The 13,108-nt window shown below is 41.8% G+C and carries 11 protein-coding genes; all 11 read left to right on the plus strand.

Annotated elements, in window-relative coordinates; genetic code table 11:
• Nucleotides 1-1,110: 1,110 nt before the first annotated feature.
• The 11 genes from ACFGVS_RS18005 to ACFGVS_RS18055 are packed head-to-tail and all read left to right on the plus strand — an operon-like array spanning nt 1,111 to nt 13,095.
• On the plus strand, nt 1,111-1,704 hold the full coding sequence (locus tag ACFGVS_RS18005) for a DUF4255 domain-containing protein (RefSeq protein ID WP_090639790.1): 594 nt from the start codon (nt 1,111-1,113) through the stop codon (nt 1,702-1,704).
• Nucleotides 1,701-2,870, plus strand: a complete 1,170-nt coding sequence (locus ACFGVS_RS18010; protein ID WP_439695021.1) for a hypothetical protein — start codon at nt 1,701-1,703, stop codon at nt 2,868-2,870. Before ACFGVS_RS18005 ends, ACFGVS_RS18010 begins: the two co-directional genes overlap by 4 nt.
• A gap of 22 nt (nt 2,871-2,892) precedes the next feature.
• Complete coding sequence (locus ACFGVS_RS18015; RefSeq protein ID WP_439695023.1) at nt 2,893-4,929, plus strand: phage tail sheath family protein; 2,037 nt, start codon at nt 2,893-2,895, stop codon at nt 4,927-4,929.
• Between the two features lie 53 nt (nt 4,930-4,982).
• Complete coding sequence (locus ACFGVS_RS18020) at nt 4,983-5,408, plus strand: phage tail protein (RefSeq protein ID WP_439695025.1); 426 nt, start codon at nt 4,983-4,985, stop codon at nt 5,406-5,408.
• Nucleotides 5,409-5,430: 22 nt separating this feature from the next.
• Nucleotides 5,431-5,898 (plus strand): phage tail protein, encoded by a 468-nt coding sequence (locus ACFGVS_RS18025; protein ID WP_090639768.1) that lies wholly within the window; start codon nt 5,431-5,433, stop codon nt 5,896-5,898.
• A gap of 7 nt (nt 5,899-5,905) precedes the next feature.
• Nucleotides 5,906-6,082, plus strand: a complete 177-nt coding sequence (locus ACFGVS_RS18030) for a DUF5908 family protein (protein ID WP_439695027.1) — start codon at nt 5,906-5,908, stop codon at nt 6,080-6,082.
• Between the two features lie 21 nt (nt 6,083-6,103).
• A complete protein-coding gene (locus ACFGVS_RS18035) occupies nt 6,104-6,793 on the plus strand; it encodes a CIS tube protein (RefSeq protein ID WP_439695029.1) in 690 nt (229 codons plus the stop codon).
• Nucleotides 6,786-8,531, plus strand: a complete 1,746-nt coding sequence (gene vgrG / locus ACFGVS_RS18040) for a type VI secretion system tip protein VgrG (protein WP_439695031.1) — start codon at nt 6,786-6,788, stop codon at nt 8,529-8,531. The genes ACFGVS_RS18035 and vgrG overlap by 8 nt, the downstream gene beginning before the upstream one ends.
• A gap of 11 nt (nt 8,532-8,542) precedes the next feature.
• Nucleotides 8,543-8,833 (plus strand): PAAR domain-containing protein, encoded by a 291-nt coding sequence (locus ACFGVS_RS18045; RefSeq protein ID WP_090639754.1) that lies wholly within the window; start codon nt 8,543-8,545, stop codon nt 8,831-8,833.
• 18 nt (nt 8,834-8,851) lie between these two features.
• The gene (locus ACFGVS_RS18050; protein ID WP_090639751.1) at nt 8,852-9,304 is read left to right on the plus strand and encodes a GPW/gp25 family protein; all 453 of its coding nucleotides are present in this window, start codon (nt 8,852-8,854) and stop codon (nt 9,302-9,304) included.
• An 11-nt stretch (nt 9,305-9,315) separates the two neighbouring features.
• A complete protein-coding gene (locus tag ACFGVS_RS18055; protein WP_439695034.1) occupies nt 9,316-13,095 on the plus strand; it encodes a baseplate J/gp47 family protein in 3,780 nt (1,259 codons plus the stop codon).
• Nucleotides 13,096-13,108: the final 13 nt, after the last annotated feature.

Consider the following 13,108-nt stretch of genomic DNA (forward strand, 5'->3'; position numbering starts at 1 on the left):
CCTCACGGTAGCTTATGCCTCGGGAACCTGGCATGAGAGCTCCTACGGCTCATGCCGGACTTTGATTTTTTTAGCTTGCCAATCTTTTAAACTTCCGGAGGCATGCTCAATACCTCTCCCCTACCGAAAACAGCAAAGTGTATATTATGCATCAAACCGTAACAAAGATGAGCGAAATTAGGTGTGTACTTAGAGGAAATAACGAAACCCTTAAGTTGATTTAATTAGCTATTAGAAAAGGAAATAATATCAAATTAATATACACCCAGCCTAATCATTAGTTAAATAAGAAGCGTGTTTAAAAAGATGGTTCTTATCGAAATTTGAAATAAATTATCCTAAATCTACCATTCGCGGTGTTTTATTTTACGCAAAGTTAAAAAACATGCGACACCTGTTATTTCAAAAGAAAAACATCAAAATTGGCTGTTTTCGCAAGCGTAGAAATACGCAATTTTTTATTTTTTTTTCAAGTGGTTATACGCTTGTTAATCACCTAACAGCCAGCTACATTTATTAAAATTTTACAAGCAAAATTTTATAACTACCAAAAACCGAAAAACATCTAAATTTTGAATACATGAAAGCTCCTGGAGAATAAACAACTATCCCTCCGCTAAAAGCTTAGCGGTTTGCAAGAAACTCATCCATGTGCGCAGTATAGGAAATCAAGAAACAAACCCAGTTAAAGCAAAACGCTTTGTATCCGGTAAATATCCGGAAGAGCATATGCATTTTAAACCGGGCACAATTTTTAACTCCTTTATGTGTATTGGATAAAAGGTAACGACCAATTATTTATTCAAATAACATCATATAACTAATACTATAAGTTTCCAAAACAACTTCTGAGTGATTTGATCAGGCCGTGAGTTTGAAGAAATTAATAAGTGCAAGGGCTGGCAGTTGGTTTCTCTTTAGCTGCCGGGGTGGGGAAAATACCTAATTAAACTGAACTATTGTAAAGCTATTCTATTTTGATTTTTGGGGCATAAAGCCCCATTGATCTGCTATGCATATGCAAATTTTTAAGGGGGTTAGGTTTTAGCTCTTACATATTTTAATAACCTGGGCCTGTAGCAGCCTTATTTAAACTAAAAATCCACATTAATGATAAACGAAACTTTTAAGTTCCTTACCGAGGAATTGAACAAGTACTTAAGTCAAAAAATGAGTGTCATCACCGACCAGCGGGTGGTATGGGGTAATGTGGGCAAGGCATTGGATAATGATAGTGCAGGCCATAATTTGCTAAACGGCAAAGCTATTGTAAGCCTAATAAATGTAGAAGAAGACAGGGTTGCCAAACAGCAGGAAAACTTTATCAAAACGGATAGCGGCGTCACTTATAAAAACCCGCCGCTTTACCTTAACCTTTATGTGTTAATTTCTGTTAACCGCGCCGATTATGGAGACGCTTTAAAATGGCTGGCTTTTATTATCCAGTTTTTTCAAAATCAAAACGTGTTTACACCAGGCAGCTATCCCAACCTTGATATCAGGATCCAAAGATTAATAGCCGACCTGTATACCGTAAATTTTGAACAGCTAAATCAGATCTGGAGTATCCTGGGAGGTAAATACTTACCATCGGTATTGTATAAAATCAGGCAGGTAACCATTGATGAAGATGCAATTGATTACGAAAGTGGCTTTATTAAACAAGTTGATATTAATGAAACAATAAAATTCCCTGTCTCATGAGTATAAACTACGAAATTGTTTTTACGGTAGAAATGCTGAACGATTATTTTTTCAGCCAGCAATGTACCGCACTTGATATTGTTGCGGCAGATGATACTATTAATGTATTGAAAGGGCAGCAGATGCTTTGCAAAACAATTGGCAATAAATTTATAACTATCAATAAAATAGATGATACGGGCAAACCTTATGTCGCCCTCGATAAATCAAGAATATTGCGCTTCTACATCACCATCAATGATACCAATTTCATAAACTACAGTAATATCAATTATCAGCCCGCGGATGCCGGCAAATATTATTTCACTAACATTAATCAAACCAAATTAGGTACTGTATTATATCTTCACCAGGCAATTGACAAGTATGATAATTCACAAACCTACGCTATAGGCAACTTAGCTGCTGATAACACAAATAATGTTTTTGAAGCCATAAAGGCCAGCGATAGCGGCAACAAACACGCGTTAACCGAAACTGCCTATTGGCTGCCGAAGGGGAAGGCGCAGTTTGTAAATAACAAAGATGGGCTACTGTTTACCGGCAGCAACTACACAGCAGCTGCCGCTTCGGCAACTGATTTTACTATAAATATTTACGGGCTTAAAACCAGCAACAATACCTACAGTGTTTTAATGCGCACAGCAACGCAGCATTATGAATCGGCACAAACCTCGGTGCCGGTGGATTTGTCTGGCCTGCCTTTTGGGAAGTACAAAGTCTCGGTAAACACATCCGACAGCTTTGTTTACTATGATGAGATAGCTGTAAAGCAAAATATTTTAGGCGTTATCGAAATCTTTAATCATTTACCGGCGGGTAATAATTTTTCATTGTTTGACGCTTCGGGAGTGTCTAAACAAAGCAAATTCACCTTGCGCTTTGCAAACCGCAGCGCGGTTTGGCGGTATTTTACCCGCACAACAGATGTAGATGTTATTAAAGATACTGCTTCGGTTTACACTTTTAATTCGGTTGCAGCAAGTAAGGTTTTTACATCTGCTGTTCCAATTCCATTGAAGGAGCGGCCTATTACAACCATATCGGCCCATGGTACTAAACTTGGCAATGTTGCCCCGCTTGCCAACCCCGGGGTAAACCGGGTAAACCAAATTATGCAAAACGGAGAAATATATTACTGTATAGAAAAGCACTTAAATTTTTAAAAAAAAGTAAAACTTAAATCAAATGGCAGCATCTTACAAAACACCGGGTGTCTATATCGAAGAGATATCAAAATTCCCGCCTTCGGTAGCGGAGGTTGACACAGCCATACCCGTATTTATAGGGTATACCCAGCAGGCTATAAAAAATGGCAACTCATTAACCAACATTCCAACTAAAATTTCGTCGCTACTGGAGTACGAGCAGCTTTTTGGAGTTGGCTTTGCCCCTCTTGAGGTTAAGGTAGTGCTTGATCAGAATAATAACTACGCATTAAAATCTATCGAGATTGATCAGGACAAGCGTTTTTATATGTATGATAGCGTGCATTTGTTTTACGATAACGGCGGCAACGAATGCTATATAGTTTCTGTTGGGCAATACACAACGGCTGGCAGTGTAAATGCCGTAAGCATAGCCAATATGAACACCGGCCTGGCTGCTGTTGAAAAGGAAGATGAACCTACTATAATACTTTTCCCCGATGCTTGCGCATTCAATACCGAATCTGATTTTTATGGCCTTCAGCAGGCAGCACTTATGCAATCTGCTAAGCTTCAGGATAGGGTATCGGTATTAGATTTATATGAACGAAAGGCCGTTGATATAAATACTCCCGTCGCAAATTTCAGAAGTTATGTTGGTATAAACAATTTAAGCTATGGCATGGCTTATACTCCCTGGATCTATTCCAGTTTTAATAAAGTCATAAATTACGATCAGTTTCATGATAGTGATACATCGGTTAGTCATTCCCACCACGGAGTTTTCCAGGCTGATGGAACTACAAAAATCACCAACCTGGCTACGCTAACTTCCGACAGCGGTTTAAACTCGTTAGTTACAACTTTGGAAAATGCGCTTGGAGATGTGGCGTTAATAAAAAGCAAAATAACGACATTGATAACACCGGCGGTTTCTTTAGATGACGCCTACAAAGCAAAAGTGAACACTTTGCTTACTTCATCCAGCGATGCGGAGATTAAGACAAATATGTTAGCCCTGTTTGCATTTGTCAAAAGCATTGTTCTTGGTGTGGAAAATGCCTGGGACAGTAGTACTTATTTTAAAGGAGCGTTGTTAACCAATGATGTAAAATCGTACAGCGCGTCCGAAAATTTATGGCGGGGAGCAGTAAAAGCCTTGCTCGGTGTCGAAAAAAACGCTACCACTTTAGTACTTGATGCAGAAGCCAGTATTGACGCCAGCTATACTTTTAACACCGGGAGCACCTGGTTGGGTGCAGCTGTGGCCACCATCGGATCAAATAACGCTGATTATACATTAGCCGGTACGGCAACCAAAAAAGATGAAGTAACATTAATAGCGGGCGACGTTACCAAAGCTTTCAACAAGCTGTCGGCCTTTGTTAATACAGTACTTAGCGCAGCCAGCAACTATGCATCAATAGCCCAGGATAATTTGTACAATAACCACCCCATTATAGGCAACATCGTAAATACCATTAAAAAAGAGCTGAACAGGATACCTCCAAGTGGTGCGGTTGCTGGTATTTATGCACGGGTAGATGCCGCGAGAGGAGTATGGAAAGCCCCGGCAAATGAAAGTATCAATTCGGTAACAGGACCTGTTTATGCAATCAGCAATGATGAGCAGGCTAACCTCAATATTGATCCTGTCGCCGGTAAATCAATAAATGCTATAAGGGCATTTACTGGTAAAGGTATTTTGGTTTGGGGTGCTCGCACGCTGGCAGGCAACAGCAATGATTATCGCTACATAAGTGTACGCCGTTTTTTAGTAATGGTTGAGGAAAGCAGTAAAAATGCTGCAGGAGGTTTCGTGTTTGAACCGAATGACGCCAATACCTGGGCAAAAGTACAGGGTATGCTCGAGAATTTCCTTACGCTGCAATGGCGTGCCGGTGCGCTACAGGGCGCTAAGCCAAGCGATGCATTCTTTGTATCGGTAGGCTTAAACAAAACCATGAGTGCGCTTGATATACTCGAAGGCCGTATGATAGTTGAAATAGGTATGGCCATCGTACATCCGGCTGAGTTTATTATCCTCCGTTTTAGCCAGTTAATGGCCCAGAGTTAATAATTAATTCAGCTCAAACAAACAAAATTAAAAACCATTAAAACCTTTAAAAAATGGCATACCCTCTTACCAAGTTCCATTTCGTAATTGAATGGGGTGGATCACGCGTTGGCTTCACAGAAGCTACAGGCCTTGATAAACAAATAGAAATAATTGAATATCGCGAAGGCAATAGCCCCAACTATAATAAATCAAAAATGCCCGGGCTCCATAAGTTCAGCAACATCACCCTTAAACGGGGCACCATGGATGGCGACAAAGACTTTTACCTGTGGATTAATACCGTTAACCTTAATAAGGTTGAAAGGCGTGACATTACCATAAGCTTGTTAAACGAATTGCACACACCGGTAATCAGCTGGAAAGTAATAAACGCTTTCCCGGTAAAAGTACAGGCAAGCGACCTTAAAGCGGATGGTAACGAAGTAGCGATAGAAACGCTTGAGTTGGCTCATGAAGGCTTTGATGTTCTGTTATAGTTAAACCAGCAAACGTATAACTATGGCGGTCAGCAGTTCAAATTCAACCAGCGCGGGTGGGTATTATCCGCCTGTAGGCTTCCATTTTAAGGTGGAGTTTGTTGGTATTGGTAATGATAACGATGTGCGTTTTCAATCGGTAGGCGGGCTTAGTGTTGAGTACGATTCAGAATCGTACAAAGAAGGAGGCGAAAACCGGTACGAGCATAAACTGCCTGTCAGGACCAAATATGCCGATCTGAGCCTTAAAAGGGGGATGCTGGTAAACAGCGCCGTGATTGACTGGTGTAAGAAAGCGTTCCAGGAGCGGAAATTCACAGTAGCACAGATCAACGTTACCTTGATGAACGAAGAACATCAGCCTTTAAAAACCTGGAATGTATTTGGGGCCTGGCCAAAAAAGTGGTCTGTATCTGATTTTAACGCCCAGGAAAACAGCCTGGTAATTGAAAGCCTGGATATAAGCTACAGTTATTTTACGGTTAATTAAATGAATTATGCCAATTGAGATAAGGGAATTAACTATAAAAGTAACGGTTGATCAGCCTAATCCGCAGGAAAAACAATCGGCAGGGGGCGGCCAGGGCGAAGGCTCAAAGGACGATAAGGATGCCATATTGTCGCAATGCGTGGAGCAGGTGTTAAATATCATACAAAGCAAAAAAGAGCGCTAATTTTTAACAACGCCAGCAGTAATGGAAAAGGTAAATATAACAGCCTATAATAACGAGGATCTGGAAGAAAGTCACAAGGTAACCGATGCCGGGCCAAACCCTTTTGTGGCACTGATTAACCCGGAAACGTACGCCCTGGACTACGCTGTGGAATTTACCGAATCGCAGGGACATGGAACCAGCGCCGCCAAGCAAAAGTTCAATTTCAAGAAGCCCGAGGAAATGAGTTTCGAGTTTCTGTTTGATAATACCGGGATAATAGATAACAAACCCAAAGACAATATACAGGATGATGTAGAGACTTTTAAAAAACTGCTGCTTGAACTGGACAGTGAAAGCCATGAGCCGCGTCATTTTAAAATTGTATGGGGCCCGTTTATGTTTAAAGGCAGATGTAAGGCGCTTACTATTACCTACAAGCTGTTTAACGAAAACGGATTCCCACTAAGGGCGGTATGCAAAACAACATTTAAGGGCAGTATTGAAGAAACTTTACGTGTAGCCAAAGAAAACAAGCATAGTCCCGATATAACTCATTATAGAATAGTAAAAAGCGGCGAAACTTTGCCCTGGCTTTGTTACCTGGTTTATGGCGACAGTAAATATTATTTACAGGTAGCCAATGTTAATAACCTTACAAATTTCAGGAATTTACAACAAGGCCAGCAGCTTTTTTTTCCGCCAATAGATAAAAATGTATTAAATGCCTAACGAAGGAATTATACCATCAGAAGGATCAAAAAGTGTATGCACCTATACATTGCTATCCAACGGAACGGCCCTGAGCAGTACGTACCACGTTCTTTCAATTACGGTGAGCAAAGAGGTTAACAGGATACCAACCGCTACCATAATTATAGCGGATGGTGAAGCGAGCAAACAAACTTTTGCCATTAGCAACACCGCTGATTTTGAGCCCGGTAAAGAAATTGAAATAAAAGCTGGATACAGCAGTAAAGAGGATACAATATTTAAAGGAATTGTAATTAAACACGGTATTAAGGTGCGTAAGAGCAGCAGCGTACTGGTGATAGAATGTAAAGATAAAGCCGTTAAAATGACCGTTACCTGTAAAAATAAATATTTTAAAGAGGTTAAAGACAGCGATGTTATTGAACAGCTGATTGACGGGTACGGGCTGGAAAAAGATGTAGCTGCCACAGATCTTAGCCATAAAGAACTGGTGCAGTACAACACAACTGATTGGGATTTTTTGATGTGCCGGGTTGATGTAAATGGTTTGCTGTGCATGCCTAACGATGGAAAGATAACCGTTGCTAAACCCGATTTTTCGGCAGCATCGGTACTAACAGTACAATATGGAAGTACGGTGCATGATCTTGATGCCGAAATAGATGCAAGATTTCAGTTTAGTGGTGTAAAAGCAACAGGATGGAGCCAGAGCGATCAAAATGTTGAAACGGTTGATGCAGCAGATCCTTCGGTACCCGAAACAGGTAACCTATCTGCATCAACACTGGCAAATATTACCGGCACAGATGAATTTAAGCTGATTCATAGCGGCACCATGGTTGAACAGGAATTACAGCAATGGGCCAATGCTAAGCTACTTAAGCAGCGCATGGCCAAAATACGCGGCCGAATTACTACCGATGGCACTCCGGCTGTTACACCCGGTAAAATGATAAAGATAGATGGTGTTGGCGAGCGCTTTACCGGCAATATTTATGTAACAGCGGTAAGGCAGGAGATTCAAAAAGGGACCTGGCAAACATCTATGCAATTTGGCCTTGAGCCCGAATGGTTTGCACAAAGTTATGAAGTTGAACAGCCACTGGCGGGGGCATTATTACCTGCTATACAGGGTCTGCAAATAGGGATTGTAACCAAACTGGAAAGTGATCCTGATGGCGAAAACCGGATACAGGTAAAAGTGCCTGTAATTGATGCTGCAGATGATGGGATCTGGAGCAGGGTGTGCACGCTGGATGCCGGAAAAAACAGGGGTACATTTTACCTGCCAGAGATTGGCGACGAGGTGATAGTAGGATTTATTAACAACGATCCTCGCCATGCAGTGATATTGGGAATGTTAAATAGTAGTAAAAATCCGGCGGCGCTAACAGCTGCCGACAAAAATGACGAAAAAGGTTATACCAGCCGTAGCGGTATGAAGATGATTTTTAACGATGATAAAAAATCAATTGACATTGAAACGCCTGCCGGTAATAAGTTCACGATAAGCGAAGACGAAAAATCCATGAAAATGGAAGATCAGAACGGGAACAAATTTACAATGGATCAGGATGGGATAACAATAGACAGCTACAAGGACCTGACCATCAAAGCAAAAAAGGAGCTAAATGTTTCAGGGCAAAATGCCACGGTGAAGGCCGATTCCCAGGCTACTTTTAAAGGAGGGTCGGCGGCGGAGTTTTCGTCGGGTGGTAGCACAGCTTTAAAAGGCAGTACAGTACAAATAAATTAAACAGTAAAAGGATGCCGGCAGCAGCAAGAGTAGGAGATATGCATACATGCCCGTTGGTAACGGGAGTGGTACCGCACGTGGGCGGGCCGGTTTTACCACCGGGATGCCCAACGGTATTGATAGCCGGTATGCCGGCGGCGCGGGTTGGGGATATGCTTACCTGCACGGGCCCACCCGATACTATTTTGCAGGGGTCGGCAACGGTGACCATAGGGGGAATGCCGGCCGCAAGAATGGGCGACCCTACTGCACATGGCGGTGTGATCATATTAGGAGCGCCAACTGTAATTATTGGAGGATAAAATTAAAAAAACTGAACCTTGGCAAAGCAAGCATTTACAAACAACGATTTTTTAGGCAAAGGCTGGAGCTTCCCGCCCACTTTTAACATCAACAGTAAAAGCGTGGAAGTAACAGAGAAGGAACTTGATATACAAAAAAGCCTTGAAATACTGCTAACGACTACGGTTGGTGAGCGGATTATGGAGCCCAAATATGGCTGTGATATGGTCGACCTGGTTTTTGAGCCGTTGAACACCACTGTAAAAACTATAATGATAGACAGGATACAAACAGCCATCCTTTATTTTGAGCCCAGGATAGACGCAAAAAATATAAGTATGGATATCCAGAATGACGCCGAAGGTATAGTGCTGATAGAGATTGACTACATCGTACGCAGCACTAACTCCAGGTTCAACTTTGTTTACCCTTATTATATTGACGAGGGGACCGAAATTCAAATTATAACAACAAATACACAGGTAGCCTAAACAACAAAAATATGGCCTGCAACGAATATAAAAATCCTTTACAGCGTGGTGGAACCGACCAGCAGCAACGCCAGCTTGCCGCGCTCAAAAGCGATTATGTATCGATAGATGAGCGCGATTACAAAGAATGGATAGTTTTTGCCAATCAGTTTGCCGGTTTTGTAAAATATTTTGATGTAAACAATAACCAAACTAATAACTGGCAGCCGTTTTTTAACTCAGATATCTCGGCCATATTAGGCACCGTGGCCATACAGGATATCAATGAGTACCGCCTTGCGATAAAGGAGAAATTTGATGCAATACATAACCCGGCAAATAAAACCCAAACCGACCTCTTAAGAACAAATTTAAACGCACTGTTCAGCGGTATTTTAAGCCTGACATTGGCGCTCGATAGCTACTGCATCCAGCTTCCGGAGAGCAGCCCATTAAAGGCTATCATTACCAATCTGATAAAAACAAAGCTCCAGGCGCCGTTTGCTTCTCTTTTAACTTTTTATAAATCGGCATATAACAGTAATCCCCTGTTAACGCTTGTAAAAGAGAGTGATAACAGTAAATGGACCATACTGAACCGCGGTGCTCAAAACCCACAGGCAATTTTAACTTCCGAAAGTGTATCGCCGCTTTGGCTTAACGGTAGCGCATCATTGCATGATCTTTATAACAGCTTAACACCAAATCCAAAGGTTTTTGGACCCGACCCGGCGGTTGAGAAGAAAATAATACACCTTTCGAGGCACAATTTGTTTACGGGCATTTTTGATACATACCTGCAAACCTACACCCGCATCATCAACGAGGCCGAAGGCCAGTTGCTGGTTACACTTACAAATGATAGCACGCATACCCCACATTATGCATTATTCATTACTTTTCTTAAGCTGTTTAAATATGCTAAACAAAGCCTTAACACGTTAACGCAACGGCATCTTGATTTTTATTATAAAGAAGTACTAAAGCTTACTCCTAAAAAAGCAAACCCCAGCCATGCCCATGTGATAATTGAACTTGCCAAACAGGTTGACGAATTTATGCTGGCCAAAGGCTCCGCTTTTAAAGCTGGAAAAGATGCCCTGGGAAAAGATGTAACCTTTACGCTTGACGCGGATACTGTATTTAATAAAGCGGGCGTAGCCAAATTGATGAGCATATATCGGGGCGATGATAAAGACAATATCGGTACGGTAATTAACAAAGGGCGCTGGTTTGCATCGCCGGTTGCCAACAGTGCCGATGGTTTGGGCGCCAAATTAAAAACATTGAATGGCGAATGGCATCCTTTTTACAATAAGGAATATTTTGATGGTGCGCTATCGGCTATCGATATGCCAAAAGCGCAAATAGGTTTTGCAATTGCCAGCCATTATTTGTTTTTGAACGAGGGACAACGGGAAGTTAATTTAAACCTGGAGTTTGCCGGTGCAAATCAATTTTTGCCTGTTAACACAGCGGTTGATTGTTATGTTACAACAGCGAAGGGATGGTACAAGGTGCCAGATACCTCTGTTAAAGTAATAAACAAGCAAAATAATAGCGCAGCAAAGGAATGCTCGGCTGTTTATTTCATTTTACAGGGAAACGACCCTGCGGTGGTTAACTATAACCCAAAGGTGCATGGGGGTACTTTTAAAAGCCTTTTCCCAATTTTAAAAGTTTATCTAAAAAATGAAGATGCTACTGCTTACCAATATGATGATTTGAAAGACCGGTCCTTAACATCGGTAGAGATAAACGTTTCTGTTGGAGGAAATGGCATTTCATTTAACCAAAATGGAATAAAACAGCTTCAAATATCAGGCGATAGCGGATTAATCGATTCATCAAAACCCTTTCAGCCATTTGGTGCTATCCCAAAACCGGGGGCATCATTTATTATCGGCAACCAGGAATTATTTACAAAAAAAGGCGCGGTAGTTTTAATGAATATAGAATGGGCAAATATGCCGGCCTCAGCTAAAATTTCGTATCCGTCAAGTAATTATTTGCCGGCTACCTACGTGCAATTTATAAAGAACGGAACGTGGGCACCCGATGGCAGCTCGACACCCAAAAAAAATTTATTGTTGTTTAGCTGGGGATCGTCTTCAAATCCTGTGCTTACTACTGCCTATGAGCGTTTTGCTTTGGATGACGGAACGGTTGTAAACTATACCGACTCCTATGAACCCTATGATACAAAAACCAACCAGGGCTTTTTAAAAATAACACTTGATGCGGACCTTGGGTTTGATACCTACCAGGCAGACCAGGTTACTTACCTTATTAAACTGGCTAATAAAACGTGGACATCTACTGATGGCGTTCCGTTCAAACCATATTCGCCTACCATCAAGTCAATTTATATCAGCTATAATGCGGTAACGAATTATAAAATAGGCACCAACGATCAAAAAGCTTTTGACGGCAGGGCTATTCAATACTACCACTTATCACCATTTGGCGAGGCCGAGCAAAGTAAAACGTTAAACCCTGATGAGAGCGTTTTCATGCTGCCTCAATTTAATCATGCAGAAGAAAACTCTCCGGCAGATGATGTAGCAGAATTTTTTATAGGCCTGGATAATTTAGCAGCCCAGCAAAGTGTAAACATACTTTTCCAGGTATTGGAAGGCACAAGCGATCCGGTGGTTTCCATTTATAAGAAACTGATTTCATGGAACTACCTGTCAAGCAACCAATGGAAAGCTTTTACCGATCAGCAGGTGGTAGATGGTACCGCTTATCTAAGGCAATCCGGCATAATTTCTTTCCAGATCCCCGAAGGGGCAACAACTGATAATACCATTATGCCTGCCGGTTATTTGTGGATAAAGGCATCTATATCCATACCAACGGATCCCGCTGCCCCGGCAGGCTCCAATAAGCCAGGCGCGGTGTGTAAACTGCTGAATGTATTGGCACAAGCAGCACAGGTTACCTTTGCCGATAATGGGAACGATCCGGCGTTTTTAAGCACCGCCTTACCCGGTAACACCATAAGTAAACTGGCCAACGCGCAAACAGCTATAAAAAAAATAACGCAGCCATATCCGTCGTTTGAGGGTAAGCCTGTTGAAGACAACACGCATTTTTATGTGCGTGCGAGCGAAAGACTACGCCATAAGGACCGCGCAATTACCATATGGGATTACGAACGCTTAGTGCTGGAAGCCTTCCCCGAAATACACCGGGTTAAGTGCCTTAATCATACCAAATATGAAAACGGCAAACTGTATGAAGATGCACCGGGATATGTTACCGTAATTACCATACCCGACCTGACTAATCATAACGAAATAAATCCGTTAAGGCCCTACACTAATGCCGACACTATTACGCAAATACAGGCGTACCTGCAGCAACGGGTTTCGTGCCAGGTTAACCTGAATGTTAACAACCCCATTTTTGAAGAGGTGCAACTTGTATTCAAGTTGAAATTATATGAGGGGCGCGATTACAGTTATTACAGCAAATTACTTAAGGACAGTATTACCAGGTACCTGAGCCCATGGGCGTATGGGCAGGCCGACGATGTACAGTTTGGTGGCAAAATTGAAAAATCGGTATTGATCAATTTTATTGAAGCACAATATTATGTCGATTATATAACCGATGTACAGCTATTCCTGCTCGGCAGCGATCCGAATGTTATGCCGCAGGACCAGGAAGAAATCGAGGCAACAACATCCATATCCATCCTGGTTTCTGTACCGGCCGATAAGCACAATATAACAGAAATACCCGATGTGGCAGCAGCCCAGAACAATTCAAAGTGCGCAGACCCTTTTAATATGATAAGCATATAACTATATCAACCAA

Origin of the sequence: Mucilaginibacter sediminis (genome assembly GCF_051903035.1) — a bacterium.
Lineage (GTDB): Bacteria > Bacteroidota > Bacteroidia > Sphingobacteriales > Sphingobacteriaceae > Mucilaginibacter.

Excerpts from the sequence above, each read along its gene's own strand:
- ACFGVS_RS18005 (WP_090639790.1), top strand. The coding sequence starts at position 1,111 with ATGATAAACGAAACTTTTAAGTTCCTTACCGAGGAATTGAACAAGTAC.
- ACFGVS_RS18010 (WP_439695021.1), top strand. The coding sequence starts at position 1,701 with ATGAGTATAAACTACGAAATTGTTTTTACGGTAGAAATGCTGAACGAT.
- ACFGVS_RS18015 (WP_439695023.1), top strand. The coding sequence starts at position 2,893 with ATGGCAGCATCTTACAAAACACCGGGTGTCTATATCGAAGAGATATCA.
- ACFGVS_RS18020 (WP_439695025.1), top strand. The coding sequence starts at position 4,983 with ATGGCATACCCTCTTACCAAGTTCCATTTCGTAATTGAATGGGGTGGA.
- ACFGVS_RS18025 (WP_090639768.1), top strand. The coding sequence starts at position 5,431 with ATGGCGGTCAGCAGTTCAAATTCAACCAGCGCGGGTGGGTATTATCCG.
- ACFGVS_RS18030 (WP_439695027.1), top strand. The coding sequence starts at position 5,906 with ATGCCAATTGAGATAAGGGAATTAACTATAAAAGTAACGGTTGATCAG.
- ACFGVS_RS18035 (WP_439695029.1), top strand. The coding sequence starts at position 6,104 with ATGGAAAAGGTAAATATAACAGCCTATAATAACGAGGATCTGGAAGAA.
- vgrG (WP_439695031.1), top strand. The coding sequence starts at position 6,786 with ATGCCTAACGAAGGAATTATACCATCAGAAGGATCAAAAAGTGTATGC.
- ACFGVS_RS18045 (WP_090639754.1), top strand. The coding sequence starts at position 8,543 with ATGCCGGCAGCAGCAAGAGTAGGAGATATGCATACATGCCCGTTGGTA.
- ACFGVS_RS18055 (WP_439695034.1), top strand. The coding sequence starts at position 9,316 with ATGGCCTGCAACGAATATAAAAATCCTTTACAGCGTGGTGGAACCGAC.